Here is a 25,601-nt window from a genome sequence, read left to right as displayed (position 1 = left end):
GCCGGTCCCGCACCGCTGCGGCGGACGACAAGCCCGACCGCGAGCGGGCTGGAGACGAGCAGGGCCACACCAAAGGAGAACGGAGATGTCCGCATCCCACGGGCACGCCGCGCTTGCCGCCCCCCTGGATACCTTTCCCCGCCTGTTGATGCACCACGCCCGGGTCCGCCCGGTGCGGCCGGCGATGCGGGAGAAGGAATACGGCATCTGGCAGACATACAGCTGGGCCGAGGTGGCGAAGAACGTCCGCGCCATCGCCAGCGGGCTGGCGGCGCTCGGCTTCCGCCGCGGCGACCGGCTGGCGGTGATAGGCGACAACCGGCCGCGGCTGTACTGGGCGGTGGCCGCCTGCCAGTGCCTGGGCGGCATTCCGGTGATGCTCTACCAGGATGCGGTGGCGCAGGAAATGGTCTACGTGCTGCAGGACGCCGAGATCCGCTTCGCGGTGGTGGAAGACCAGGAGCAGGTGGACAAGCTGCTGGAGATCGCCGCCGAGGTGCCCTTCCTCGAACACGTGCTTTACGACGACCCGCGTGGCCTGCGCCACTACACCGAGGCGCAGCTGCTGGCGCTGGATGCGGTGCAGGCGCGCGGCGCCGCCCGCGACGCCGGGCAGCCGGCCTTCATCGACGGCGAGATCGACAAGGGCGCGGCCGACGACGTGTCGGTGATGCTCTACACCTCAGGCACCACCGGCAAGCCCAAGGGCGTATGCCAGACGCACGGCGCCTTCATCGCCGCGGCGCGCGGCGGCACCGGCTTCGACCGCCTGGGCGAAGGCGAGGACATCCTCTCCTACCTGCCGATGGCCTGGGTGGGCGACCACCTGTTCTCCTTCGCCCAGGCCATGGTCGCCGGCTTCACCATCAACTGCCCGGAGTCGGCGGAGACGGTGATGACCGACATGCGCGAGATCGGCCCCACCTACTACTTCGCGCCGCCGCGGGTGTTCGAGAACCTGCTGACCCAGGTGATGATCCGCATGGAGGATGCCGCGCGGCCCAAGCGCTGGCTGTTTCACCACTTCATGGCGGTCGCCCGCCGCCACGGCGCCGAGCTGCTGGACGGCAGGCCGGTGGGGCTGGCGGCGCGGCTGCACTACGCGCTGGGGCGGCTGCTGATCTACGGCCCGCTGAAGAACGTGCTGGGCATGAGCCGCATCCGCGTCGCCTACACCGCCGGCGCCGCCATCGGCCCGGACCTGTTCCGCTTCTACCGCTCCATCGGCGTGAACCTGAAGCAGCTCTACGGCCAGACCGAGACCTGCGCCTACGTCTGCCTGCAGCCGGACGGCGAGATCAAGCTGGACTCGGTAGGCAAGCCGGCGCCGGCGGTGGAGGTGAAGCTGGCCGACAACGGCGAGATCCTGGTGCGCGGCCCCATGCTGCTGAAGGCCTACTACAAGCGGGCGGAGGCCACCGCCGAGGCACTGGACGCCGAGGGCTACTTCCAGACCGGCGACGCCGGCTTCTTCGACGACGACGGCCACCTCAAGATCATCGACCGCGCCAAGGACGTCGGCCGGCTGGCCAATGGCGCGCTGTTCGCGCCCAACTACGTCGAGAACAAGCTCAAGTTCTTCCCCTACATCAAGGAGGCGGTGAGCTTCGGCAACCAGCGCGACTTCGTCGCCGCCTTCATCAACATCGACCTGGAAGCGGTGGGTAACTGGGCGGAGCGCCGCGGCATGGCCTACGCCGGCTACACCGACCTCGCCGCGCGGCCGGAGGTGTATGCGCTGATCCGCGACTGCGTGGAGCAGGTGAATGCCGACCTCGCCGCCGACGCCCGCATGGCTGGCGCCCAGGTGCGCCGCTTCCTGGTGCTGCACAAGGAGCTGGACGCCGACGACGGCGAGCTCACCCGCACGCGCAAGGTCAGGCGCAACTTCATCGCCGAGAAGTACGCGGTGCTGATCGCCGCGCTCTACGAGGGCAAGGCCAGCCAGTACATCGAGACCCAGGTGCAGTATGAGGACGGCCGCCTCGGCAGCATCGCCGCCGAGCTGCGCATCGAGGAGGCGGATGTGGTCGCGGCCGGCAGCGGCCTGCGGCAGGCGGCCTGAGGCGCGGATCGCAGCAACAGGGGAAGCACCGGGAACCGAACGGAAGGGCAGTGCCGGAAGCCGCGGCCGTCGCCCGGGGAATGGAGAAGGAGCCCATGAGGATGAACGACATCGCCAGCGCGGTGCGCGAGCAGGCGCCGCCGGCCGGCCATGCCGGCCGCATCGGCGGCGTGGTGCTGGACCTGCAGGGCATCTCGCTGTCCTTCGGCGGGGTGAAGGCGCTCACCGACATCAGCTTCGACGTCCGCGAGCACGAGATCCGCTCCATCATCGGCCCCAATGGCGCCGGCAAGAGCTCCATGCTCAACGTCATCAACGGCGTCTATCACCCGCAGCAGGGCCGCATCCTGTTCCGCGGCGAGGAACGCCGGCGCATGGAGCCGCATCGCGCCGCCGCCCAGGGCATCGCCCGCACCTTCCAGAACATCGCCCTGTTCAAGGGCATGAGCGTGCTGGACAACATCATGACCGGCCGCAACCTCAAGATGCGCTGCGGCCTGCTGCGCCACGCCCTGTACTGGGGCCCGGCGCAGCGGGAGGAGATCGCCCATCGCCTGAAGGTGGAGGAGATCATCGACTTCCTCGAGATCCAGGGCATACGCAAGACTCCGGTCGGCCGCCTGCCCTACGGCCTGCAGAAGCGGGTGGAACTGGGCCGCGCGCTGGCCGCCGAGCCGTCGCTGCTGCTGCTGGACGAGCCGATGGCCGGCATGAATGTGGAGGAGAAACAGGACATGTGCCGCTTCATCCTGGATGTGAACGACCAGTTCGGCACCACCATCGTGCTCATCGAGCATGACATGGGCGTGGTCATGGACATCTCCGACCGGGTGGTGGTGCTGGACTACGGCCGCAAGATCGGCGACGGCCCGCCGGACGAGGTGAAGCGCAATCCGGAGGTGATCGCGGCCTACCTGGGGGCGGCGCATTGAGGGGGCGGCGGTAGTGCAGGGCCAGGTTTTCGCCCCATCCTCCGCGGGGGAGCGCCCGTCAGGGCGCAAGCGCTTGCTTGGGCGAGGGTGCCTCTTTTCCCCTGCCCCGCGCGGGGAGGGGGGAGAAAAACAGGGCGGATGGGCAGGGCGTTGCAAGGAAAGGCCCTAGACAGACTCGGGGCGAGCGGCGCTAGGTAAGTGATGGCTGGTGAATCTCCGGCGGGCGGGGCCAAAGCCGATCGCCGTTGAGCCGTCAGTGTTTCGCGCACTGGGGGCCTGCCAGCCGACCCCCAGAGCCACTCTCCCCGGCTTTCATGCCCATACAGGAGAAAAGCGACATGCAGTTCTTCTTCGAAGTGCTGATCGGCGGACTGCTTTCCGGCGTGCTGTATGCGCTGGTAGCGCTGGGCTTCGTGCTCATCTACAAGGCCTCGGGCGTGTTCAACTTTGCCCAGGGGGCGATGGTGTTCTTCGCCGCGCTGAGCTTCGTCGGCTTCCAGGAAGTGCTGCAGCGCTGGGGGCTGCCGGCGGCGCCGGCGTTCTGGCTGGCCTTCGTGCTGACGCTGGGGGCGATGGTGGTGCTGGGCATCCTCACCGAGCGCATCGTGCTGCGGCCGCTGGTGAACCAGCCGCCCATCACCCTGTTCATGGCCACCATAGGCCTCACCTACCTGGTGGAAGGCATCGCCCAGGGCATCTGGGGCGCCAACGTGCGCGGGCTGGACCTGGGCATCGCCGACGAGCCGGTGGAGTGGGTGATGGAGAGCGCCGGCCTGCTGGTGTCGCGCTTCGACGTTTTCGCCGCGGCAATGGCCGGCGCGCTGGTGCTGTCGCTGGCGCTGTTCTTCCAATACACCCGCACCGGCCGCGCCCTGCGCGCGGTGGCGGACGACCACCAGGCGGCGCTTTCCATCGGCATTCCGCTGCAGCGCATCTGGGCCATCGTGTGGGCGGTGGCCGGCTTCGTCGCCCTGGTCGCCGGGCTGATCTGGGGCGCGCGCAACGGCGTGCAGTTCGCCCTCACCTACACCGCGCTGAAGGCGCTGCCGGTACTGATCCTGGGCGGTTTCACCTCGGTGCCGGGCGCCATCGTCGGCGGCCTCATCGTCGGCGCCTCGGAGAAGCTGGCTGAGGTGTACATCGGGCCCATGGTGGGCGGCGGCATCGAATCCTGGTTCCCGTACGTGCTGGCGCTGGCCTTCCTGCTGCTGCGGCCGGAGGGGCTGTTCGGCGAGAAGCACATCGACCGGGTGTAGCCGGCGAGCACCAACAGACAAGGGCGCCAGCAGCCGCCCAGGGAGCGCGAGACCATGCTTTACCGTGAAGCGGGCCAGTTCAAGGCCAGTTACCAGGCGGACCAGCAGATCTTCCCCATCCGGCAGGATCGAGTTGGCTTTTCCCTGGTGCTCGCCTTCTTCTTCCTGCTGGTGCCGGCGGTGGCCAACCAGTACTGGCTGCAGGCCATCCTGATTCCAGTGCTGATCTTCTCGCTGGCGGCGCTGGGGCTGAACATCCTCACCGGCTACGCCGGCCAGCTGTCGCTGGGCTCGGCGGCCTTCATGGCGGTGGGCGCCTTCGCCGCCTACAACTTCATGCTGCGGGTGCCGGGCATGCCCTTCCTGCTGGCGCTGGTGCTGGGCGGGCTGTGCGCGGCGGCGGTGGGCGTGGCCTTCGGCCTGCCCAGCCTGCGCATCAAGGGCTTCTACCTGGCGGTGGCGACGCTGGCGGCGCAGTTCTTCATCATCTGGGCGCTGACCAAGTTTCCCTGGTTCTCCAACCATTCCGCCTCCGGCGTCATCAGCACCCAGGCGGTGGTCATCCTCGGCTACGCCTTCGACACGCCGGCGAGCAAGTACCTGCTGACGCTGTCGGTGGTGGCGCTGCTGGCGCTGCTGGCGAAGAACATGGTGCGCAGCTCCACCGGCCGCGCCTGGATGGCGGTGCGCGACATGGACGTGGCGGCGGAGGTGATAGGCATACGGCCGCTGCACGCCAAGCTGAGCGCCTTCGCCGTGTCCTCCTTCTACTGCGGCGTGGCCGGCGCGCTCTACGCCTACACCTACCTGGGCACGGTGGAGCCGGAGGGCTTCAACCTGGATCTGTCGTTCAAGATCCTGTTCATGATCATCATCGGCGGCGTCGGCTCCATCCTCGGCGCTTTCCTCGGCGCGGCCTTCATCGTGCTGCTGCCCATCTTCCTGGACAACATCATCCCGCAGCTCTTCGGCGGCCTGCTGTCGTCCAGCTTCTCGTCCAACCTGCAACTGATCGTGTTCGGCGGGCTGATCATCTTCTTCCTGATCGTGGAGCCGCACGGCCTCGCCCGGCTGTGGCAGATCGGCAAGGAGAAGCTGCGGCTGTGGCCCTTCCCCCATTGAATCCGCGGCCGGCGCGCGGCGCCGGCCCGCCGGTGGCATGTAGTCCATACCGATAAAGAGGAGACAAGCATGGAGAAGACGCACCGCGCCCGCCGGGGCGCACCGCTGGCGGCGCTGGCCGCCGGTTTGCTGATCGCGCTGCCGGCGCTGGCTCAGGAGCAGTTCATCGGCCTGCCGAGTTATCGCGTCGGCCCCTATGCCGCAGGCGGTTCCGGCATCTACGGCGGCTGGATCGACTACATGACGCTGATCAATGAGCGCGATGGCGGCATCAACGGCGTCAAGCTCACCTGGGAAGAGTGCGAGACCGAGTACAACAACGCCCGCGGCGTGGAGTGCTACGAGCGCCTGAAGGGCAAGGGGCCGACCGGCAATACCACCTTCCAGCCGCTGTCCACCGGCATCACCTACTCGGTGCTGGAGAAAGTGGCGCAGGACAAGATCCCGATGGTGACCATAGGCTACGGCCGCACCGATGCGGCCGACGGCCGCGTCTTCCCCTGGGTGTTCCCGATGATCTCGACCTACTGGTCGCAGGCCTCCGGCATGGTGAAGTTCATCGGCGGCAAGGTGGGCGGGCTGGAGCAGCTGAAGGGCAAGAAGATCGTCTATCTCTATCACGACTCGGCCTTCGGCAAGGAAGGCATTCCGCTGATGGAGCAGTCGGCGCAGAAATACGGCTTCACGCTGAAGCAGATCCCGGTCGCCCACCCGGGCAACGAGCAGCAGGCGCAGTGGCTGCAGATCCGCCAGGAAAAGCCGGACTACGTGATCCTGTGGGGCTGGGGGGTGATGAACCCGACCGCGCTGCGGGCGGCGGCGCGCAGCGGCTATCCGCGCGACCGTATCGTCGGCGGCTGGTGGTCCGGCTCGGAGGAGGACACGATTCCCGCCGGCGACGCCGCCAAGGGCTACATCTCCGCCAACCTCTCCGGTGTGGGCACCGGCTTCCCGGTGATCCAGGAGGTGCAGAAGCATGTGTATGCCAGGAACAAGGGCAACATGGAGGACAAGAACCGCGTCGGCAGCGTGTATTACAACCGCGGCATCGTGCACGGCATCCTCACCGTGGAGGCCATACGCACCGCCCAGCAGAAGTTCGGCGCCGGCAAGCCGATGACCGGCGAGCAGGTGCGCTGGGGTTTCGAGCACCTCAATCTGGATGCCGACCATCTCGCCAGGCTGGGCGCCACCGGCCTGCTGCCGGAGCTGAAGGTGAGCTGCGCCGACCACGAGGGCGCCGGCAAGGTGAAGTTCCAGCAGTGGGACGGCAGCAAGTGGCTGCCGCTGACCGACTGGATAGAGGCCGATCGCGCGCAGGTGCGTGGGCTGATCGAGGCTTCCGCCGGCGCCTACGCCAAGGAGAAGGGCGTCACCCCGCGCGACTGCAGTAAGGAGCCGTAGCCGCCAGCGCGGTGGCCCGGCGCTCGCCGCGTCGTACCGCCGCGCCCTGCCTCAGTTGCCCGACCTTCTCCCACCTTCCACCGAGAGTTCCCCATGAGCACGGATGCCGCCGTCCCTTATCTGGAGATCAACAACGTCGAGGTCATCTACGATCATGTCATCCTGGTATTGAAGGGCGTGTCGCTGAAGGTGCCGCGCGGCGGCATCGTCGCCCTGCTGGGGGCGAACGGTGCCGGCAAGTCCACCACGCTGAAGTCCATCTCCAACCTGCTGCGCGCCGAACGCGGCGAGGTCACCAAGGGCAGCATCCACTTCAAGGGCGACCGGGTGGACCGGATGACACCCAGCGATCTGGTGAAGCGCGGCGTGATCCAGGTGATGGAAGGCCGTCACTGCTTCGCCCACCTCAGCGTGGAGGAAAACCTGCTGGCCGGCGCCTACACCCGCGGCCACGCGCGGGCGGAAATCCGCGCCGGGCTGGAGAAGGTCTATCACTACTTCCCGCGGCTGAAGCAGCGCCGCGGCTCGCAGGCCGGCTACACCTCCGGCGGCGAGCAGCAGATGTGCGCCATCGGCCGCGCGCTGATGGCGCGGCCGGAGATGATCCTGCTGGACGAGCCTTCCATGGGGCTGGCGCCGCAGATCGTCGAGGAGATCTTCGAGATTGTGAAGGACCTCAACCGCAGCGAAGGCGTGGGTTTCCTGCTCGCCGAGCAGAACACCCTGGTGGCGCTGCGCTATGCCGACTTCGGCTACATCCTGGAAAACGGCCGGGTGGTGATGGAAGGCGCCGCCGCCGAGCTGGCCGCCAACGAAGACGTGAAGGAGTTCTACCTCGGCCTGTCCGGCGAAGGCCGCAAAAGCTTCCGCGACGTGAAGCACTACCGCCGGCGCAAACGCTGGCTGTCCTGAACGCGGCGCCATCGCCGCTTTCCCTTTCCTGCCGGAGCCCCCATGGAGCACTACGACGCCCGAGAAACCCGCGATCCCGCGCAACGGGAAAGCGAGCTGTGCGCCCGCCTGCCGGCGCTGATCGCCCACGCCCAGACGCATGCGCCGGCCTGCGCCCGCCTGCTTGCCGGCGTGGATGCGGAGGCGGTGAGCAGCCGCGAGGCGCTGGCCCGCCTGCCGGTGACGCGCAAATCCGAGCTGGTGGAGCTGCAGCGCGCGGCCCGGCCCTTCGGCGGCTTCGCCGCGGTCAGCTGGGGGCGCGCCTGCCCGCGGGTGTTCGCCTCGCCCGGGCCGCTGTACGAGCCGGAGGGCGCTCGCGCCGACTACTATCGCCTCGCCCGCGCGCTGTTCGCTGCCGGTTTCCGCGAGGGCGACCTGGTGCACAACACCTTCTCCTACCACATGACGCCGGCCGGCTCGATGATGGAGGGGGCCGCCCATGCGCTGGGCTGCACCGTGTTCCCCGCCGGCATCGGGCAGACCGAGCAGCAGCTGGCCGCCATCGTCGACTTGCAGCCCAATGCCTACATCGGCACGCCCTCCTTCCTGCGCATCCTGCTGGACAAGGCGGCGGAGCAAGGTGCGGCGCTGCCCTTCGCCAAGGCGCTGGTTTCCGGCGAAGCCTTTCCGCCCAGCCTGCGCGAACGCTTCGCCGCCGCCGGCATCACCGCCCGGCAAGCCTATGCCACCGCCGACATTGGCCTCATCGCCTACGAAACCCCGGCGCAGGACGGGCTGGTGCTGGACGAGGACGTGCTGCTGGAGATCGTGCGCCCCGGCACCGGTGACCCGCTGCCGCCGGGCGAGGTCGGCGAGGTGGTGGTGACCAGCTTCAACCCGGACTATCCGCTGATCCGCTTCGGCACCGGCGACCTTTCCGCTGTGCTGCCGGGCGCCTCGTCCTGCGGCCGCAGCAATCAGCGCATCCACGGCTGGCTGGGGCGGGCGGACCAGACGACCAAGGTGAAGGGCATGTTCGTCCACCCTGGCCAGATCGCCGAGGTGGCGAAGCGCCATCCCGGACTGGGGCGGCTGCGGCTGGTGGTGGATAACCCGCAGCAGATCGACCGCATGACCCTGCACTGCGAGTTCGGCGGCGCGGTGTCGGCAGGGTTTGGCGAGGCAATCGCCGCCAGCCTGCGCGAGTTGACCAAGCTGCGCGGTGAAGTCAGCTTCTGCGCGCCCGGCAGCCTGGCCAACGACGGCAAGCTGATAGACGACATCCGCCGCTACGAATGAGGCGGGGGCGGTGGCCTCCGCGCCGAGCGCTGCCGCTTGAGCCCCGCCCGGCTTGTGCCGGGCCGCGGAACACCGTAGAACAGCGACTTTCCCCGTCACCTCGTCTGCCGAAATGCAAAGCCTGCTGCTGCTGTTGCCGGATTTCTCCCTGATCGTTCTCGGCGCGGTGCTGAGGCAGGTGATGCTGAACGAGGCGGCCTTCTGGCCCAGCGTCGAGAAGCTGGTCTATTTCATCCTCTTCCCGGCGCTGCTGTTCAACGCGATGGCGACCGCCGACATCGACCCGGATGGCACGCTGCCGCTGTTCTTCAGCGGGCTGGGGCTGATGCTGTCCGGCTTCGCCCTGGCCTGGCTGGGGCGGCCGCTGATGGGCCTGTCGCCGCTGGCATTCGCCTCGCGGATGCAGTGCGCCTACCGCTTCAATACCTACATCGCCATCGCGCTGGCCGGCAAGCTGCATGGCCCGGCAGGCGTGGCGACCATGGGCGCGCTGTGCGGCACCATGGTGCCTTTCGCCAACATCTTCGCGGTGAGCCAGCTCGCCCGCCACGGTCAGACCAACATGCTGAGCGAGATCGCCCGCAACCCGCTGGTGATCGCCACCGTGGCCGGCCTGATATGGAATCTCGGTGGCCTGCCGCTGCCGGATGCCGCCGCCTCCTTCCTCAAGCGCCTGGGCGACGCCGCGGTGGCACTGGGGCTGCTGGCGGTGGGCGCCGCGCTGCGCTGGGGCAAGGCCGAGGGCCGGCTGGCCGGTTCGGTATGGCTGCTGGTGGTGAAGCTGATGCTGTTGCCGGCGATTGCCTGGGGGCTGGGGCGCCAGCTCGGCCTGGAGGGTGTGCCCTTCGACATCCTGGTGCTGTTTGCCGCATTGCCCACCGCCAGCTCGGCCTACATCCTGGCGATGCGCATGGGCGGAGACGGGCCGGGCGTGGCCTGGCTGATCTCCGCCTCCACCCTGCTGGCAATCATCTCGCTGACTTTCTGGCTGCAGCTGCTCTGAACTTGCCTTGCTCCGCGCGGAGCCAGGGGAAACGGCGCGAGGGGCTGGGGAGGCCTTCGGCAGGGGGGGCTGCCTGGGCCGCTTGACGCTCCCGGGCGGCGTTTACTCGCCGGCCGCGGTACGGCGCTTGCCCTCGGGAGCGGTGGTGTCGCCGGCCTCCCCGGTATCCGCCGCCTTGTTGTCCTGGACGCCGCTCATGAGGTTCCAGGGCCACATCGCCGCCGCGGCGAAGGGATTGGCTTCGCCGGCGTCGCCTTTTTCCGCGGCGTTCTTGGCCTGCTGGCTCATGGCCTTCACCGCGGCGAGGGCGGCGCGCTGCAACTCCAGGCCCTGGGTGGTCATCTGCAGCATGTTGAGGTTCATCTTGAGCCAGCCCTCGACCGCCTTGAGGTCGGCGATGCGCTTGTCCAGCTCATCGAGGTCCAGCGTCGGGGTGACCATGCCGGGGAAGGAGAAGCCCATGTTGTTCCACAGGCTGCGCACGAAATCGAGAGGGTCCTGGCTGGATGGGTCCTGAGACATCGTCGTGCTCCCGCAGGGTTGAGGTCGTTCCATCTTACCCGATGCGCCCGGCATCCGTTGTCGTAAAAGCCGGGGCGGCGCGATCGCTCAGACCGGGTTGCGCAGGCGGTTGATCAGGGCGCGCAGCCGGGCCGGCCGCACCGGCTTGTGCAGCAACGGCACGCCGGCCTCCTGGGCGAGGGCCTGGGTGTCGGCGCCGGTGTCGCCGCTGATCAGGATGGCGGGCAATTGTTCGCCCAGCAGCTCGCGTACCGCGCGGACCATGTCTATGCCGTTGCGCGGGCCGTGCAGGCGGAAGTCGCTGATCAGCAGGTCGGGGTGGCGGCTGTCGGCAAGCATTGCCAGCAAGTCGTCCGGCGTGCTGGCAGGAATGACCTCGCAGCCCCAGGAGCTGAGCAGGCCTTCCATGCCGGCGCAGGCGAGCGGGTCGTCGTCCAGCAGTGCAATGCAGATGTCCTGGAGGTCGCCCGGCGCACGGCCGCCGTCTTCCTCCTGCGTGGGCGCCGGCGGCTGAGCCATCGGCATGTCCACCGTGAAGACCGAGCCGCGCCCCGGGGTGGAGCGCAGGCCCAGGCCGTGGCCGAGCAGGTCAGCCAGTTTGCGCACGATGGCCAGGCCCAGCCCCAGGCCTTTGTCGCGGGCGCGCTCGTTGTTATCCAGCTGGACGAACTCCTGGAAGATGATTTCCTGCGCGTCCGGCGGAATGCCGATGCCGCTGTCGCGCACTTCCACATGGATGCGCTTGCCGCGCTTGCGGGCGGCGATGAGGATGCGGCCGGCCGGCGTGTAGCGGACGGCGTTGCTCACCAGGTTGGTGACGATGCGCTCGAACAGCACCGGGTCGCTGTCCACCCACCAGTCGTTGGTGCGCACCTTCAGTTGCAGTCCCCGCTCCTCGGCGGAGGAGCGCTGCTCGGCGGCGATGCGCAGCAGCACCGGCTGCAGTGCAAAGGGGCGGATGTTGGGCTGGAGCACGCCCGCGTCAAGCTTGGAGATGTCCAGCAGGCTGTCGAGCAGATTCTCCATGGCCTCGGCGGACGCGGCGATGCGCTGCACCAGCCGCCGGCTCTGCGGCGCGTGGGCGTGCTGGCCGAGTTCGGTGATGAAGAGGCCGAGGGCGTGCATGGGCTGGCGCAGATCGTGGCTGGCGGCGGCGAGAAAGCGGGACTTGGCGAGGTTGGCGGTCTCGGCCTCCTCCTTGCGGGCGCGCAGCTCGGCGGTGGCCTCCTCGATGCGGCGGGCGAGGTCTTCATGGGCCGAGGCCAGTTTCTCGGCCATTTCGTTCACGCCCTCGGCCAGCTTGCGCAGGCTGCCGCCGCCCATCAGCGGTACCCGTTCGCCCAGCTTGCCCTGGCCGATGCGGGCAACGGTATGCGCCACCACCCGGATGGGGCCGCTGACGCCGCGGCTCAGATGGCTGGCCAGCAACAGGCTGCCGACCAACACCAGCAGCACCGAACCCGCGCCGGCCCACAGCATTTCATCCCGCTTGCCGTGCAGGTGCTTCAGCGATAGCTCCAGCACCACGCTGCCCAGCGGGGCCTCGCCGAGATGGACCGCCGCGCCCAGGGTGATGGCGGTGAAGCCATCGTCAAGTTCCAGCCGGTTGGGCCGGATGGGCTCGATGATGCGCAGCGTCGGGCCCTTGATCATGGTGGATGGCTCCAGCACCGCGCTGGTGGGCAGCGGCGGCAGCTGGCCGTCCAGCATGCCGCTGCGCGCCAGGGTTTCGCCGTTGCGGTCTACGATGCTGACGCCGACGATGTCGTCTTCTGCCAGCACTGCGCTGGCGAGCTGCTGCAGGGCGTCGCGGTTGCCGGAGAACACCGCGTATTCGCTGGCGGCGGCGAGCTGGCGGGCGAAGGCGGTGCCACGCGCGGTCAGTGCTTCGTCCATGTCCGCCAGCCGCGAGGTGGTGAAGAACACGGTCAGCACCACCGCCAGCGCCAGCATCGGCACCACCGCGGCAACCATGACCCGGGCGCGCACGCCCCAGCGGGCGATCATGGCCGGCCTTCCCTGCGGGCGAGTTCGTTGCCCAGCCGCTCGGCGCTGTCCAGCTGTATGCCCAGCGAGCGGGCGACGTTGGTATTGACCGCGACTTCGAACTGCCGTGGTGGCCTCGGCGGCGGCAAGGTTTCACCGGAGAGCACCTTCTGCACGGTCTCGGCCGCCTGCTGGCCGATCTGCTCCGGTGTCGAATACAGGCCGAGAAGGGCGCCGGCGCGGACGTAGGCGGAGGAGAAGCCGACCACCGGCGAACGGTGGCGGTAGGCGGTGAGCAGCACGTTCTGCACGGTGAAACTGTTGAACACCTGTGCATCCGGGCTGGCGATGAGCACCGCCGGCTCGGCGAGCACCCGCTGCAGCGCCGGGTAGAGATCGCGGTCGGCGGTGACGTTGGCTTCCCGCACCTCCAGCTGGCGTTCCCGGGCAAGCTCGCCCAGGCGCAGATTGAGCGCCTCGCTGTCGCTGCCGGTGAGCAGGGCGATGCGTTTCCAGTCCGGCAGCGCCAGGCGGATGAGGGCGATCTGGCGCTCGGCCGGCTGGTCCAGCAGGATGGCAGAGACCGTGGCGCCGCTCTTGGGCATGTTGGGCAGGCGGGAGTAGGCGCTGCTGGGCAACAGGGTATGCAGCACCGGTTGCCGTGGCGACAGCCCCGCTACCACCCGGGCCGCCTGCGTGCCTATGGTGACGATCATGCGGCTGCCCTCCAGCCGTTGCGCCGCCAGCTCCTCCCAGCCCTGCTCCTCGATCTCGACCCAGGGCATTGTCCGTTGCAGTTGTGAGCGCAGGGCCGCGCTGGCTTCAGCGTAAGCGCCGTCGCTCGAGCTGTTGACGATGATCAGTGGCGGCGCCGCCCATCCCGGCCCCGCCATTGCCCCCAGCGCAAGGCTGGCGACGAGGCGGCAGAGGAAAAGGCGGAGGGCGGCGTGCATGGGCTTAGATCTCTAGCCTCAGCGTCGCGTAGGCGGCCGGGCCGGTCTTGATCCAGGGGACGTACTCCGCATGGTGAGCGCCGATGTTGCTGATCGTCACCGCCAGCTCGGCGCGGGTGGTGCCGATGTCCAGCCGCCGGGCGACACGCAGGTCGGTACGCTGGTAGGCCGGCAGGCTGTCGTCTTCGTCGCGGTACCAGGCCATGGCGCCGACGTAATGATGGGCGACGCTGAAGTGCCAGTTGGGCCACGGCGCCCAGCCGGCGAGGACGGAGGCGGAGGCGCGGGGGGCGGAGTTCTTATAGAACGGCTTGCTTTGGATGTCTTGCTCGTTGGTGCTGATCTCGATGCGGCTGTAGTTCAGGCCAAGCCAACTGGTTGCGGCCGGTCGCCACAGCAGTGCTAATTCAGCGCCATGAATACTAACTTTGCGATTGCCTATGGGTTGCTTAGCCTCACCGTCATCCATGGGTGGAGGTGGGAATAGAGGAGAAGGATTGCTCTGGAAATGCGTGAGTCGGTCCAACTTCTCCTCAAACACGCGGACGTCTAGCGAGGTGCGCCACCGTTCTAGTTCTGCGAGATAACCTATTTCCCGAAAGCGAAGCCGCTCTGGGGCCAGGGTTTCGCTGGGAGGTTGATAAGCTTGTCTGAGGAGAATGACTCCGTTCCCGTAGAAGCGCGCATCTCCTTCTTGCTCGAAAGGAAAGGGCTGCCGATAAGCTCGGCCAATAGCTACACGCAGCGTATGTTCTGGCGTTAATAAATAGTTGATACCTAAGCGGGGGGACAGTTGGGCCGAGTTATAGTCGTCCTCTTCCGCCATTGCGCCCAGGTTTATCAGCCAGCGATCCGACGCGCGCCATTCCAGGTTGCCGAACAGGCGGCGGCTGGTATAAGTGATGGCCTTGCCGGGATAGAAATACTGCGGTGCATCTATCTTGTCCTCGCGCTGCCCTAGCCCCCAAACGACACGGATATCGTCTCTTGGAGAAAAGGTGTGCTCAAGCTCGAGTTCGTCTCGCTCGACCGTATATCCGAAGTCAACGCCGACGTTGATCGTAGCCCAGGAGGGTAACTGGGGAAATTCTGCTGAGGTGATCAGAACCCCATATTCATCCTTTAATCGCTCGCTTTGGTGAAGATAACTAAGCGTTAGCTCCTCCTGGGCATCAGGCAGCCAATGCCATCGTATCTGCCCAAATGAAGAACTGCTGCGTTGGTCGCGGGGAGGGTCAGATAACTCCCCGGCGGTGCCGGCCCGATTGTCGAAGCGCACGCCGCCGGCGTGGATCTCCACCCGGTGGGTGGCGGCGGGCTGCCAGTCCATGCGCAGGTCCGCCCGGTGCTTCTGCCAGTTGTCTTCCAGGCCCCGGGTGCCGTCGTCGCTCTCCCGGCCCATGCCCAGGCGGACGTTCAGCGGGCCGAACTGCTGGGCGATGCTGACCTGGCGATCGCGGATGCCGTTCTCACCCTGGGTGAGGCGCATCCGCAACCCGGGCGTGTCCGCCGCTGGCCGGGTGATGATGTTGACCACGCCCATGAAAGCTTGGCTGCCGAAGGCTGTGGCATTCGAGCCGCGAAAGACCTCGATGCGCTCGATATCGTCGATGTCAACGGTGAGCTTGTGCCATTCCACCCCGCTGAGGAAATAAGGGGAGTAGAGGGAGCGGCCGTCCACCCGCACCAGCATGCGGCGCGGATTGTCGTCGGCCAGCCCGTGATAGGCGGTCAATGGCCTGAAGGCGTTGGCTTCCCCGACCTGGAAACCGGGTACCCAGCGCAGCAGTTCAGCTACCGAGCGGGCGCCCGAGGCACGGATCATGTCGCGGTCGATGACGGTGATTGCGCCGGGTGCCTCCCGCGTGGGCTGGGCCAGTCGGGAGGCTGACAGGACAACGGGCAGATCACCGAGATAGGCGTCTTCCGGCGCATCGCCGAGTGCCATGCCGGACGCCTGCGCAACCGACAAAGCCCCCAGGGCTCCGTATAGCACGCCCCACCAGCCGAATCGGCGCAGGCTGGAGGCAGGGCAGGGGTGAGACTGGAGCATCGGCAAATGTCGGTTAAATGGGCAGGGTCGGATTTTCTCCCGTTTTGCGCCGTCCTGATAGTGGGAGCGAACACGAGGGGTCTCATGATCATGCTATGCTTGGCGCATGGCGCGCGTGGCGATGCCGGAATCCAGTGGAGCGAGCAGTGACGAAGATTCTCATCGTTGAAGATCATGCCCTGGTCAGAGAGGCTATGGCCCAGAGTCTGGGGCGGCTTGAACCGGGTATCGAATGCGTAGAGGCCAAGGGCGCGGATGAGGCCCTGGCCCAATTGGAGAAAGGGAGCGATTGGGATCTGGCCATCATCGATCTGATGCTGCCGGACATGAACGGCTTCTCGCTGCTGGCGGTGCTGGCCAAGCGTTTTCCCGACGTGCCCGCCATTGTCGTTTCAGCGATGGATGACGAGGCCTCGGTGCGGCGTGCGATCAAGGGCGGCGCTTCCGGTTTCGTCTCCAAGGCGAGCTCGGGCGAAACCCTGCTGCAGGCGGTACGCGTGGTGCTGGATGGCGGCGTACATACGCCCGATGCCGGCAGCGGCGCCGCCGGCAAGCGCAGTGGCGCGCCGGTCAGCGAGCGCTTTGGCCTGACCGCCGCTCAGACGCGGGTGCTGGAGTTGCTGGCGCAGGGCAAGACCAACCGTGAGATCGCCGATCTGCTGGGGCTTTCCGAAGGCACGGTCAAGGTCCACATGTCTGCCATTTTCCGCGCCCTTGGCGTTTCCAATCGGGCCCAGGCGCTGGTAGTCATCGCGCGCCACGGGGCTCGACTCTGACGCGGCTCGCTGCGGCGGCGGTAAAAGCTCAACAAGAAGCGGCCACTGCCGGCTGGGCGGTGGCCGCTTCTTGTGCTTGTTGCGCAGATTCTCAGTGGGAGCGGCGCTCGCCGTAGCCCAGCCGCATCGGCATTTCCGAGGCCGGCAGGCGTTCGGCCTCTTCTTCGCCAGCCTCCTTGCCAGGCACTTCGGTGTAGTCGATTTCCAGCACCTCCAGTACTTGCCGCGCGATCGAGCGGCAGGCGTTGGCGAGTGGCGTCGGCAACTGGTCAGGCACCTGCTTCTGCAGCAGCAGCTTGGAGGAGGAGAGTGCGCCGACCGGGCGCAGGATGCGGTGGCGATAGGCGCCCATGAGCTGGGCAACGTTGCGGTCTGCCGCTTCCCGTTGCCACGAGTTGCTTGGCCATTGGGAGGGGACGGCATAGGCGCGGGGGAACATTTCCAGGTCGCGCACGACGGTGCGGATGTCCTCGTGCGATTCGCGGAAGGGCAGCAACACGATGTCGGACAGCGCATACAGCTTGCGGTCCATCTCTGTGCGGTTGCCGCCGCCGTCTATCACGCCTATCCAGTCTTCTAGCGTGCGCAGCTTGTCCACCACCTTGGTCAGGGCGTCGCGAGTGCGGGCGTCGGCGGTGATGTAGCGCCGCCCTTCGGGGGAGAGCGGCTCGCGGGAGGTGTCGGTCAGCACGCAGGCGGAGCGTTGGCCCAGTAGCCCGAGACCCTGGCACAGCATGTGCGACAGCGTCGTCTTGCCGGTTCCACCCTTGTTGCCGATCACGCAGATGATCTCAGCCATGAATCGATTCCTCAGCTCGCGGCGCTTGCTCGCCGCACCATGCCATTATCGGCGCGGGCCTGTATGGACCTGAGCCGGAAAAGCGGCGATTCGTGCCGCTATTTCCCGGCTTCTGCCGTCGGTGCGCGATAACAGTAGAGCCGGGTGTGGCGACGGTCGTTCACTTCGACGACGATGTCGGGCTCGCGTTCGGGAACAGGGAAGCTGTTGCTGACGAGCAGCGCGCCGGCCTTCATTTCCTGCACGGCCTTGCGCCATACGGCGGCCATCGGAACCGGGGAGAGGAAGGCGTATATCACATCGTAGTCGCCCCAGGGATGGGCGAAAAGGTCGGCACGGCGCCAGGAGATGGCGGGCGCGCGGCACAGCAGGCGGCCGAGCAGCCAGGGGCCGGGAGCGGTTTCAACGCCGGTCAGCGCGCAGTCCGGCCGCAGGGCGGCGACATGGCGCAGCACGGTGCCGGTGCCGGCGCCGATGTCCAGCAGGCGGGCCGGTTGGCCTACAGGAAGCAGGCCGGCCAGCGCGGCGGCGGTGGAGCGGTTGCTGAGATAGAGCGGGACTTGCGTGCGGAAGCTGCTCCAGTAGATAACGGCCAGGGCCAGGAAGGCGGCGAGATACCAGCCGGGATGAAGTTCCATCCGCAGCGCCAGCAGCGCCAGTGGCAGGAAGGCGAGATGGATGGGCAGCCACCAGCGTGCGCTGCGCAGCAGGGCGGCGATGATCGCGGCGCTGACCGCCTGTGCGCCGGCCAGCGTCCACAGCGAGGCGGGCATGAGCCCGCTGCGGGCGAGCAGGTAGGCCGTTACGGCGCCACCGAGTTGGGCGCAGAGCGCCTTGAGGCTGGCTGGCATAGAGGGGCAGCGTTCAGAGGGTGAGGGTTGCGGCCGGAGAGGCGCTGGCGATAAGCCGCGAGTCCGCGAACAATCAATGTGCCTCGCCGCGCCCGCTGGATCATAGCTTCCGCGGAGCGCGGCGAGGAGATCGTCGCTGCTTTCAGGCTGCCCGCGTAGTGACCGCTGCGGGGTTGCGCCATTGCGTGAGGAGCCTGGCGCGTTTGACCGCCGCTTCTTCCATCGCCTTCTGCTTCACCAGGCCGAAGCCGCGTATGCCTTCGGGCAGGCGGGCGAGGGCGCAGGCGAGTTGCAGGCGATCAGCGTTGAGCCTGCCGAGGATCTCGACTACGTCCTTCTCATACTCCGCGATCAACGCGCGCTCGGCCTTGCGCTCGGCGCTGTAGCCGAAGACGTCCCACCGGCTGCCGCGCAGTTTCTTCATGCGGGCAAGCAGGCGGAAGAGCTTCAGCATGCCGGCGCCGTAGCTGCGTTTGGCGATGCGTCCGGTGCGCGGATCGGGGCGCGCAAGCAGGGGCGGGGCCAGGTGGAAGCGCAGGGTGTAGTCGCCGCTGAAGGTGGCGGACAGCTTTTCGTGGAAGGCGGGCTCGGTGTAGAGGCGGGCGACTTCGTACTCATCCTTGTAGGCGAGCACGGAGAAGTAGTTGCGGGCGACCGCTTCCGCCAGCGCGTTGCCGTCCGGCCCGATCTGCCTGTGTACGGCTTCGCGCACCCGCTCGACCAGCCTTTGATAGCGTTCCGCGTAGGCGGCGTCCTGGTAGGCGCGTAGATAGGCGGCGCGGCGGGCGATGACTTCGTCCAGGTCGGGCGGATGCAGCGGCTGGGCGGGCGTCGGGCGCAGGCGGCGCATGACTGCGTCCAGGTCGTTGGCGGCGCGGCGGCCCCAGAGGAAGGCGCGTTTGTTCATGTCCACCGCGACCGCGTTGAGTTCGATTGCGGTGGTCAACGCCGTGAGGCTGACCGGCACCATGCCTTTCTGCCAGGCGTAACCGAGGAGGAAGAGGTTGGTGGCGATGGCGTCGCCGAGCAGCGCGGTGGCTAGGGAGCGGGCGGGGATGAAATGGGCGGCCCCCGGCAGGGTGGCGTCGGCGATGGCGGCTTCCATGCGCGGCAGCGGGAATTGCCAGTCGGGTTTGTGGGTGAAGTCGGAGGTGGGGGTTTCGGCGGTGTCCACCACCGCCCGGGTGCGGTCTGCCGCCATTTTGCCCAGCGCTTCGACGCTGGCGCTGACCACCGCGTCGCCACCGATCACGCAGTCCGCCTCGCCGGCGGCGATGCGCACCGCGTGCAGCGCCTCCGGCGTGTCGGCGATGCGCACATGGCTGAACACCGAGCCGCCTTTCTGCGCCAGGCCGGTCATGTCGAGCACGGTGACGCCCTTGCCGTCCAGGTGGGCGGCCATGCCGATGAGCGCGCCGACGGTGACGATGCCGGTGCCGCCGACGCCGGTGACCAGCAGGCCATAGGGCCGGGCGGTGGCTGGCAGCGCTGGCTCGGGCAGGGCGGCGGGAGCGGTTTCGCCGTCCGCCAGCGAGTGGTCTTTGCGCAGGCTGCCGCCTTCCACGGTGACGAAGGACGGGCAGAAGCCGGCCAGACAGGAATAGTCCTTGTTGCAGGAGGATTGGTCTATTTCCCGCTTGCGGCCGAACTCGGTCTCCAGCGGCAGGATGGCCATGCAGTTCGACTGATCGCCGCAGTCGCCGCAGCCCTCGCACACCGCTTCGTTGATGAAGACCCGCCGGGCCGGATCGGGGTAAGTGCCGCGCTTGCGTCGGCGGCGCTTTTCCGCGGCGCAGGTCTGGTCGTAGATGAGGGCGGACACGCCGCGGCAACTGCGCAGTTCGCGCTGGATGGCGTCCAGTTCGTCGCGGTGGCGTATCGGCACATGAGGGAGGTCGGCCGGGCCATAGGGGCGTTCGCTACCGTCGGTGACGACGACGATGGTGTGCACGCCTTCTGCCTGCAACTGACGGACGATGCGCGGCACAGTGAGCTTGCCATCCACTGGCTGGCCGCCGGTCATTGCCACCGCGTCGTTGAACAGGATCTTGTAGGTGATGTTCACCCGTGCCGCGACTGCCTGCCGGATCGCCAGCAGGCCGGAATGGAAGTAAGTGCCGTCGCCCAGGTTGGCGAAGAGGTGCGGCTCGTCGACAAAGGGCGCCTGGCCAACCCAGGGCACGCCTTCGCCGCCCATCTGGGTGAAGGTGCCGGTATGGCGCTCCGGCATCCAGGTGACCATGTAGTGGCAACCGATGCCGGCCATGGCGCGGCTGCCTTCGGGCACCTTGGTGGAGGTGTTGTGCGGACAGCCGGGGCAGAAGGTGGGCACGCGGTCGATGGAGAAGCTGCGTGCGGCCAGCGCCCGCTCCTTGGCTTCGAGGAAGTCCAGCCGGGCACGTATGGTGTCGGAGGTGAAGAAGCGGCCGATGCGGGCGGCGATGGCGCGGGCGATCAGCGTTGGCGTGAGTTCGCCGGCGGCGGGGAGCAGCCAGTCGCCGTGGTCCACTGTGCCGTCGGCGCGGGCGATGCGGGCCCATTCGCCCTTTTCGTCGAACTTGCCGATGACCCGCGGCCGCACATCCTCCCGCCAGTTGTAGAGTTCCTCCTTCAACTGGTACTCGATCAGCTGGCGCTTCTCCTCGACGACCAGGATCTCCTCCAGCCCTTCGGCGAAGCGGCGCACGCCGTCCGACTCCAGCGGCCACACCATGCCGACCTTGTACAGCCGCAGGCCGATGGCGGTGGCCAGCGCTTCGTCGATGCCGAGGTCGTCCAGCGCCTGGCGCACGTCCAGGTAGCTCTTGCCGGCGGTGATGATGCCCAGCCGTGGCGCCGGCGTGTCGATGACGATGCGGTTCAGCCGGTTGGCGCGCGCATAGGCCAGCGCGGCGTAGAGCTTGTAGTGGAGAAGGCGCTTTTCCTGCACCAGCGGCGGGTCCGGCCAGCGGATGTTGAGGCCGTCCGGCGGCAGCGGGAAGTCGTCCGGAATCGTCACCCCTACCCGCTGGGGATCCACATCCACCGAGGCGGAGGTTTCCACCGTGTCGGCCAGCGCCTTGAACGCCACCCAGCAGCCGGAGTAGCGCGACAGGGCGAAGCCATGCACGCCGTAGTCGATGTACTCCTGCACGCCGGCGGGGGCGAGCACCGGCATCATCATCGACTTGAAGAAGTGGTCGGTCTGGTGCGGCAGGGTGGAAGACTTGGCGGCGTGGTCGTCGCCGGCCACCACCAGCACGCCGCCGTGCCTGGCACTGCCGGCGGCGTTGGCGTGGCGGAACACGTCGCCGCAGCGGTCCACCCCCGGCCCCTTGCCGTACCACAGGCCGAACACGCCGTCGTACTTGGCGGCAGGGGAGAGTGCAACTTGCTGAGAGCCCCACACCGCGGTGGCGGCAAGGTCTTCATTGACGCCGGGCTGGAAGACGATGTGGTGGTCGGCGAGGTGGTGCTTGGCCTTCCACAGCGTCTGGTCCAGGCCGCCCAGCGGGGAGCCGCGGTAGCCGGAGACGAAGCCGGCGGTGTTGAGTCCGGCGGCGAGGTCGCGCTCGCGCTGGATCATCAGCAGCCGCACCAAGGCCTGATAGCCGCTGAGATAGACGCGGCCGGCTACGGTGGTGTACTTGTCCTCCAGGCTGGCATGGAGGGGCGTGTGGGGATCGGCTTCGGCCATGGCTGTCTCCTTCCTGTCCGAAAAATCTTGTTCTTGGACCTGGGGCGGGAAGCTGCCTTGTGGGCGCCGCCGCCTTGATGCGAGACGTTCCGTTTTTTGTTGCCTGGTGCTGCCTGGCCGGTCGCCCGCCGTGCCATCCTGGGCTGCGGCGGGCGCCGGTTCAATCCTTGGATACCCGTAGCCGGCGACGGGTTCAGACGAGCGGCGTGGCCTGTTGCGGGGGCGGCAGGATCTTGCCGGGGTTGAGGAGATCCTGCGGATCCAGTGCACGCTTCACCAAGCGCATTGCATCCAGCGCGGCTTCGCCGTGTTCGGCGAGCATGAAATCCTGCTTGCCGATGCCCACGCCGTGCTCGCCGGTGCAGGTGCCGCCCAGCGCCAGCGCGCGCTCGACGATGCGCCGGTTCAGCGCTTCGGCGCGCTCGATCTCGTCCGCATCCTTGGGATCGACCAGGATCACCGTATGGAAATTGCCGTCGCCCACATGGCCGACGATGGGCGCGATGAGACCGGTGGCGTCGATGTCGGCGCGCACGCCGGTCACGCATTCCGCCAGCTTGGAGATGGGCACGCAGACGTCGGTGGTGATGCCGCGGCAGCCGGGACGCAGGTTGATGCTGGCGAAATAGACGTCGTGCCGCGCGGCCCACAGGCGGCTGCGGTCTTCCGGCCGGCTGGCCCAGTCGAAATCCAGACCGCCGTGTTCGCGGGCGATTTCCTGCACCGTCTGCGCCTGCTCGTCCACGCCGGCGGGCGAGCCGTGGAACTCGAAGAAGAGCATGGGGGCTTCGCGCAGCGTGGTCTTGCTGTAGCGGTTGATGGCCTGCACGGTAAGGGTGTCGACCAGTTCTATGCGGGCCACGGGCACGCCCAGTTGTATGGTCTGGATGACGGTGTTCACCGCCGCGGCCAGATCGGGGAAGGCACAGACGGCGGCGGATACCGCTTCGGGCAGCGGATGCAGCCGCACGGTTAGCTCGGTGATCAGGCCCAGGGTGCCTTCGGAGCCGATCAGCAGATGGGTGAGGTCGTAGCCGGCGGAGGACTTACGCGCCCGGCCGCCGGTACGGATGGCACGGCCATCGGCGAGTACCGCGGTCAGCCCCAGGATGTTCTCCCGGATGGTGCCGTAGCGCACCGCGTTGGTTCCGGAGGCTCGGGTGGCTGCCATGCCGCCCAGGCTGGCGTCCGCGCCGGGGTCGATAGGGAAGAACAGGCCGCTGCCGTGCAACTCGGCGTTGAGCTGCTTACGGGTGACGCCCGGCTGGACGACCACGTACATGTCCTCGCCGTGAATGGCGAGCACCTTGTTCATCTCGGAGAAGTCCACCGTGATGCCGCCGCGGATGGCGAGGATATGCCCTTCCAGCGAGCTGCCGGCACCGTAGGGCACGATGGGCACGCCATAGGCGCGGCAGGCGTCGACGATGGCGGTGACTTCTTCGGTGCTACTGGGAAAGACGACCGCGTCCGGTGCGGCGTCCGGGAAGTGGGATTCGTCATGCCCGTGGTGGGCGCGCACGCCTTCTGATGTGGTAAAGCGGGTGCCGAAGCGGGCACTCATCTGTTCGATGAAGGCCGGCGGCAGCGGCAGGCGCGCTTCGGGATGGGGCGCGTTCATGGTTGTCTCCGTTCTTGGGTCCGAGCCCTGGATTATCGTTCTTTTCCCGCAGGGCCGCGGGAATGCGCACGCCTCCGCGCTTGCGCAGCGGAGGCGTGCGGGTACTCGTCGGAGGGGTCAGGCTGCGCGGTCTTCGAGTACGCCGCGGCGCACCTGGTCAAGCTCGATGGAGTCGAACAAGGCCTTGAAGTTGCCCTCGCCGAAACCGTCGTCGCCCTTGCGCTGGATGATCTCGAAGAAGATCGGCCCGATCACGGTCTCGGTGAAGATCTGCAGCAGGCGGCCGCCATCGGCGGTGGGGGCGCCGTCGATCAGGATGCGGTTACGGCGCAGCCGTTCCAGGTCCTCGCCGTGGCCGGGCAGACGGGTGTCGACCGCCTCGTAGTAGGTTTCAGGTGTATCCAGGAAGGTCACGCCATTGGCGCGCATGCCTTCGACGGTCTCATAGACGTTGTCGGTGGTCAGCGCGATGTGCTGGATGCCCTCGCCTTTGTAGGCATGCAGGAATTCCTCGATCTGGCTCTTGTCGTCGGCCGATTCGTTGATCGGAATGCGGATCTTGCCGCAGGGGCTGACCATGGCGCGCGACTTCAGGCCGGTGAGCTTGCCTTCGATGTCGAAGTACTTCAGCTCGCGGAAATTGAAGATGCGCTGGTAGAAGCCGGACCAAACATCCATGCGGCCGCGATGCACGTTGTGGGTGAGGTGGTCGATATCGACCAGTCCGTAGCCGCGCGGATTGCGTTCCACCCCGGGCAGCCAGTTGAAGTCGATGTCGTAGATGGAGACGTCGCGATAGCGGTCGACCAGGTAGATCAGGCTGCCGCCTATGCCCTTGATCGCGGGGATGTTCAGTTCCATCGCGCCGGCTGCACCGGGGTGCGCTTCGGCGCCCGCCGCAAGCGCCGCCTCGAAGGCCGCCGCGGCATTCTCAACCCGTAGCGCGATCGCGCAGGCGGAGGGGCCGTGCACCCGGGCGAAAGCCTGGGCAAAGCTGGAGGGCTCAGCGTTCAGGATGAAGTTGATATTGCCTTGCCGGTACAGAGTGACATTCTTGGCGCGATGGCGAGCAACCGGCTGAAAGCCCAACTGGCGGAAAAGGGCGTCCAACTGCGCCGGATCTTCCGCGGTGTATTCGACGAACTCAAAGCCGTCGGTGCCTAGCGGATTGCCGCGCAGTGCGGCGGTCGGGGTGGGGCTGTTCATGGCTTGTCTCCTGCCTGGTCTGGTGTATGTATGAAGAGCAAGCTTAGGCGCAGCACTCAGCAATTCGCTTGCGAAATGGCCCGGCTGGCGAATAAATTTTGGCAGTTCATTGCGCAGAAGGTGGCTTTGAAGATGGATCGTATCGACCTCAAGATTCTCGAAGCGCTGCAGCAGGACGGACGCCTGAGCAACGCCGATCTGGCGCAGCGGGTTTCGCTTTCCCCTTCTCCCTGCCTGCGTCGGGTGAAGCAGTTGGAGGAGAGCGGGGTGATCAAGCGCTATGTCGCTCTGCTCGATGCCGCCAAACTGGGCTTGGGTCTGCAGGCTTATGTCACCGTGACCCTGGAGAAACGGCGGGACAGCCAGATCCAGGCTTTCCATGCCGCGGTTTCTTCGTGGCCGGAGGTGCTGGGCTGTTACGCCCTCACCGGAGACATGGACTATCTGCTGCAGGTGGTGGCGGACGACCTGGAACACTTTTCCCGCTTCCTGATGGATAGGCTGCTGAAGCAGGAGGGAGTGGCAAACGTAAAATCCAGCTTTGTGCTGCAGGCGATCAAAAACACAACGGCGCTGTCACTCCAGGAGCGCCTTCTTTGATCTTTGCGAAAAAGGGCCAAGAAGGGTTTGACAAAGTTTTTTGATGCCTCTATAGTGCGGCGCTTCTCGCTTGGAGGGGTTCCCGAGCGGTCAAAGGGATCAGACTGTAAATCTGACGGCACTGCCTTCGAAGGTTCGAATCCTTCCCCCTCCACCAGTAGTTATGTCGTTCCGCTGTGCTGTTCATGCGGTCGGCGGCGGTTGATGCGAGTCGGCTGCAAGTCGTGTTCAAGTGAAGCGGGTGTAGCTCAATGGTAGAGCAGAAGCCTTCCAAGCTTACGACGAGGGTTCGATTCCCTTCACCCGCTCCAAGTGCAGTTTCGGAGCCCATGTAGCTCAGTGGTAGAGCACTCCCTTGGTAAGGGAGAGGCCACGTGTTCAATCCACGTCATGGGCACCACTCATTTTCTGCCTGGCCGGGCGGGTGGCGCTAGTCCCCCAGTCCGGTTTTCTGATTCTGATTTAAGGGTGTCGATATGGCGAAAGGTAAGTTTGAGCGGACGAAGCCGCACGTGAACGTAGGCACGATCGGCCACGTTGACCACGGCAAGACGACGCTGACGGCGGCGATCACGACGATTCTGTC

The 25,601-nt window shown here is 67.1% G+C and carries 20 protein-coding genes and 3 tRNA genes; 14 read left to right on the top strand and 9 right to left on the bottom strand.

The features are described 5' to 3' along the window. The first annotated feature begins 85 nt into the window (after positions 1 to 85). The 8 genes from C7389_RS09095 to C7389_RS09060 all read left to right on the top strand — a co-directional run bounded on the left by C7389_RS09095 (position 86) and on the right by C7389_RS09060 (position 9,972). Positions 86 to 2,065, top strand: coding sequence for an AMP-dependent synthetase/ligase (locus tag C7389_RS09095; RefSeq protein WP_133590539.1), 1,980 nt, complete (start codon positions 86 to 88; stop codon positions 2,063 to 2,065). 95 nt (positions 2,066 to 2,160) lie between these two features. Then, positions 2,161 to 2,997 carry an ABC transporter ATP-binding protein gene (locus C7389_RS09090; RefSeq protein WP_133590537.1) on the top strand — a complete coding sequence of 279 codons (837 nt, stop codon included), beginning with the start codon at positions 2,161 to 2,163 and terminating at the stop codon, positions 2,995 to 2,997. A 338-nt stretch (positions 2,998 to 3,335) separates the two neighbouring features. Then, positions 3,336 to 4,253 (top strand): branched-chain amino acid ABC transporter permease, encoded by a 918-nt coding sequence (locus C7389_RS09085; protein ID WP_133590535.1) that lies wholly within the window; start codon positions 3,336 to 3,338, stop codon positions 4,251 to 4,253. A gap of 54 nt (positions 4,254 to 4,307) precedes the next feature. Then, on the top strand, positions 4,308 to 5,375 hold the full coding sequence (locus C7389_RS09080; RefSeq protein WP_133590533.1) for a branched-chain amino acid ABC transporter permease: 1,068 nt from the start codon (positions 4,308 to 4,310) through the stop codon (positions 5,373 to 5,375). 69 nt (positions 5,376 to 5,444) lie between these two features. Beyond that, positions 5,445 to 6,779, top strand: coding sequence for an ABC transporter substrate-binding protein (locus tag C7389_RS09075; RefSeq protein ID WP_133590531.1), 1,335 nt, complete (start codon positions 5,445 to 5,447; stop codon positions 6,777 to 6,779). 93 nt (positions 6,780 to 6,872) lie between these two features. Then, the gene (locus C7389_RS09070) at positions 6,873 to 7,691 is read left to right on the top strand and encodes an ABC transporter ATP-binding protein (protein WP_133590529.1); all 819 of its coding nucleotides are present in this window, start codon (positions 6,873 to 6,875) and stop codon (positions 7,689 to 7,691) included. Between the two features lie 42 nt (positions 7,692 to 7,733). Further along, a complete protein-coding gene (locus tag C7389_RS09065; RefSeq protein ID WP_133590527.1) occupies positions 7,734 to 8,969 on the top strand; it encodes a phenylacetate--CoA ligase family protein in 1,236 nt (411 codons plus the stop codon). Positions 8,970 to 9,081: 112 nt separating this feature from the next. Next, entirely contained in the window at positions 9,082 to 9,972 is an 891-nt protein-coding gene (locus tag C7389_RS09060; RefSeq protein WP_133590525.1) for an AEC family transporter, read from the top strand. A 102-nt stretch (positions 9,973 to 10,074) separates the two neighbouring features. Here C7389_RS09060 and C7389_RS09055 read toward each other — a convergent pair whose 3' ends face one another. From C7389_RS09055 to C7389_RS09040, 4 genes are all read right to left on the bottom strand, one after another. Further along, positions 10,075 to 10,494 carry a PhaM family polyhydroxyalkanoate granule multifunctional regulatory protein gene (locus C7389_RS09055; RefSeq protein WP_133590523.1) on the bottom strand — a complete coding sequence of 140 codons (420 nt, stop codon included), beginning with the start codon at positions 10,492 to 10,494 and terminating at the stop codon, positions 10,075 to 10,077. An 87-nt stretch (positions 10,495 to 10,581) separates the two neighbouring features. Beyond that, on the bottom strand, positions 10,582 to 12,501 hold the full coding sequence (locus tag C7389_RS09050; protein ID WP_133590521.1) for a response regulator: 1,920 nt from the start codon (positions 12,499 to 12,501) through the stop codon (positions 10,582 to 10,584). Then, complete coding sequence (locus C7389_RS09045) at positions 12,498 to 13,433, bottom strand: ABC transporter substrate-binding protein (RefSeq protein WP_133590519.1); 936 nt, start codon at positions 13,431 to 13,433, stop codon at positions 12,498 to 12,500. The genes C7389_RS09050 and C7389_RS09045 overlap by 4 nt, the downstream gene beginning before the upstream one ends. Positions 13,434 to 13,437: 4 nt before the next feature. Further along, positions 13,438 to 15,381, bottom strand: a complete 1,944-nt coding sequence (locus tag C7389_RS09040) for a TonB-dependent receptor plug domain-containing protein (protein WP_162851705.1) — start codon at positions 15,379 to 15,381, stop codon at positions 13,438 to 13,440. A 251-nt stretch (positions 15,382 to 15,632) separates the two neighbouring features. On the opposite strand from C7389_RS09040, the gene C7389_RS09035 reads away from it, so the two are divergent. Next, positions 15,633 to 16,262, top strand: coding sequence for a response regulator transcription factor (locus C7389_RS09035; RefSeq protein WP_133590515.1), 630 nt, complete (start codon positions 15,633 to 15,635; stop codon positions 16,260 to 16,262). 91 nt (positions 16,263 to 16,353) lie between these two features. Here C7389_RS09035 and C7389_RS09030 read toward each other — a convergent pair whose 3' ends face one another. The 5 genes from C7389_RS09030 to hppD all read right to left on the bottom strand — a co-directional run bounded on the left by C7389_RS09030 (position 16,354) and on the right by hppD (position 24,415). Further along, on the bottom strand, positions 16,354 to 17,061 hold the full coding sequence (locus tag C7389_RS09030; RefSeq protein WP_133590513.1) for a nucleotide-binding protein: 708 nt from the start codon (positions 17,059 to 17,061) through the stop codon (positions 16,354 to 16,356). A gap of 98 nt (positions 17,062 to 17,159) precedes the next feature. Beyond that, positions 17,160 to 17,912, bottom strand: coding sequence for a class I SAM-dependent methyltransferase (locus tag C7389_RS09025; RefSeq protein ID WP_133590511.1), 753 nt, complete (start codon positions 17,910 to 17,912; stop codon positions 17,160 to 17,162). 142 nt (positions 17,913 to 18,054) lie between these two features. Next, entirely contained in the window at positions 18,055 to 21,588 is a 3,534-nt protein-coding gene (locus C7389_RS09020; protein WP_133590509.1) for an indolepyruvate ferredoxin oxidoreductase family protein, read from the bottom strand. Positions 21,589 to 21,781: 193 nt separating this feature from the next. Further along, positions 21,782 to 23,209, bottom strand: a complete 1,428-nt coding sequence (locus tag C7389_RS09015; RefSeq protein WP_133590507.1) for an FAD-binding oxidoreductase — start codon at positions 23,207 to 23,209, stop codon at positions 21,782 to 21,784. Positions 23,210 to 23,326: 117 nt separating this feature from the next. Beyond that, positions 23,327 to 24,415, bottom strand: coding sequence for a 4-hydroxyphenylpyruvate dioxygenase (gene hppD / locus C7389_RS09010; RefSeq protein WP_133590504.1), 1,089 nt, complete (start codon positions 24,413 to 24,415; stop codon positions 23,327 to 23,329). Positions 24,416 to 24,445: 30 nt separating this feature from the next. On the opposite strand from hppD, the gene C7389_RS09005 reads away from it, so the two are divergent. The 5 genes from C7389_RS09005 to C7389_RS25805 all read left to right on the top strand — a co-directional run. Beyond that, positions 24,446 to 25,015, top strand: coding sequence for an Lrp/AsnC family transcriptional regulator (locus C7389_RS09005; RefSeq protein WP_246034688.1), 570 nt, complete (start codon positions 24,446 to 24,448; stop codon positions 25,013 to 25,015). 72 nt (positions 25,016 to 25,087) lie between these two features. Beyond that, positions 25,088 to 25,172 (top strand) — tRNA-Tyr (locus C7389_RS09000). A gap of 80 nt (positions 25,173 to 25,252) precedes the next feature. Then, positions 25,253 to 25,326, top strand: a tRNA-Gly gene (locus tag C7389_RS08995). 14 nt (positions 25,327 to 25,340) lie between these two features. Beyond that, a tRNA-Thr gene (locus tag C7389_RS08990) sits at positions 25,341 to 25,415 on the top strand. A gap of 76 nt (positions 25,416 to 25,491) precedes the next feature. After that, a partial coding sequence (locus tag C7389_RS25805; RefSeq protein ID WP_211342506.1) for a GTP-binding protein occupies positions 25,492 to 25,601 on the top strand: 110 nt, incomplete at its 3' end.

This window comes from Azoarcus indigens, from assembly GCF_004361735.1.
GTDB classification, from domain to species: domain Bacteria; phylum Pseudomonadota; class Gammaproteobacteria; order Burkholderiales; family Rhodocyclaceae; genus Azoarcus; species Azoarcus indigens.
This window is presented reverse-complemented; position numbering and strand designations above follow the sequence as displayed.

Excerpts from the sequence above, each read along its gene's own strand:
- C7389_RS09095 (WP_133590539.1), top strand. The coding sequence starts at position 86 with ATGTCCGCATCCCACGGGCACGCCGCGCTTGCCGCCCCCCTGGATACC.
- C7389_RS09090 (WP_133590537.1), top strand. The coding sequence starts at position 2,161 with ATGAGGATGAACGACATCGCCAGCGCGGTGCGCGAGCAGGCGCCGCCG.
- C7389_RS09085 (WP_133590535.1), top strand. The coding sequence starts at position 3,336 with ATGCAGTTCTTCTTCGAAGTGCTGATCGGCGGACTGCTTTCCGGCGTG.
- C7389_RS09080 (WP_133590533.1), top strand. The coding sequence starts at position 4,308 with ATGCTTTACCGTGAAGCGGGCCAGTTCAAGGCCAGTTACCAGGCGGAC.
- C7389_RS09075 (WP_133590531.1), top strand. The coding sequence starts at position 5,445 with ATGGAGAAGACGCACCGCGCCCGCCGGGGCGCACCGCTGGCGGCGCTG.
- C7389_RS09070 (WP_133590529.1), top strand. The coding sequence starts at position 6,873 with ATGAGCACGGATGCCGCCGTCCCTTATCTGGAGATCAACAACGTCGAG.
- C7389_RS09065 (WP_133590527.1), top strand. The coding sequence starts at position 7,734 with ATGGAGCACTACGACGCCCGAGAAACCCGCGATCCCGCGCAACGGGAA.
- C7389_RS09060 (WP_133590525.1), top strand. The coding sequence starts at position 9,082 with ATGCAAAGCCTGCTGCTGCTGTTGCCGGATTTCTCCCTGATCGTTCTC.
- C7389_RS09055 (WP_133590523.1), bottom strand. The coding sequence starts at position 10,494 with ATGTCTCAGGACCCATCCAGCCAGGACCCTCTCGATTTCGTGCGCAGC.
- C7389_RS09050 (WP_133590521.1), bottom strand. The coding sequence starts at position 12,501 with ATGATCGCCCGCTGGGGCGTGCGCGCCCGGGTCATGGTTGCCGCGGTG.
- C7389_RS09045 (WP_133590519.1), bottom strand. The coding sequence starts at position 13,433 with ATGCACGCCGCCCTCCGCCTTTTCCTCTGCCGCCTCGTCGCCAGCCTT.
- C7389_RS09040 (WP_162851705.1), bottom strand. The coding sequence starts at position 15,381 with ATGGCACTCGGCGATGCGCCGGAAGACGCCTATCTCGGTGATCTGCCC.
- C7389_RS09030 (WP_133590513.1), bottom strand. The coding sequence starts at position 17,061 with ATGGCTGAGATCATCTGCGTGATCGGCAACAAGGGTGGAACCGGCAAG.
- C7389_RS09025 (WP_133590511.1), bottom strand. The coding sequence starts at position 17,912 with ATGCCAGCCAGCCTCAAGGCGCTCTGCGCCCAACTCGGTGGCGCCGTA.
- C7389_RS09020 (WP_133590509.1), bottom strand. The coding sequence starts at position 21,588 with ATGGCCGAAGCCGATCCCCACACGCCCCTCCATGCCAGCCTGGAGGAC.
- C7389_RS09015 (WP_133590507.1), bottom strand. The coding sequence starts at position 23,209 with ATGAACGCGCCCCATCCCGAAGCGCGCCTGCCGCTGCCGCCGGCCTTC.
- hppD (WP_133590504.1), bottom strand. The coding sequence starts at position 24,415 with ATGAACAGCCCCACCCCGACCGCCGCACTGCGCGGCAATCCGCTAGGC.
- C7389_RS09005 (WP_246034688.1), top strand. The coding sequence starts at position 24,446 with ATGAAGAGCAAGCTTAGGCGCAGCACTCAGCAATTCGCTTGCGAAATG.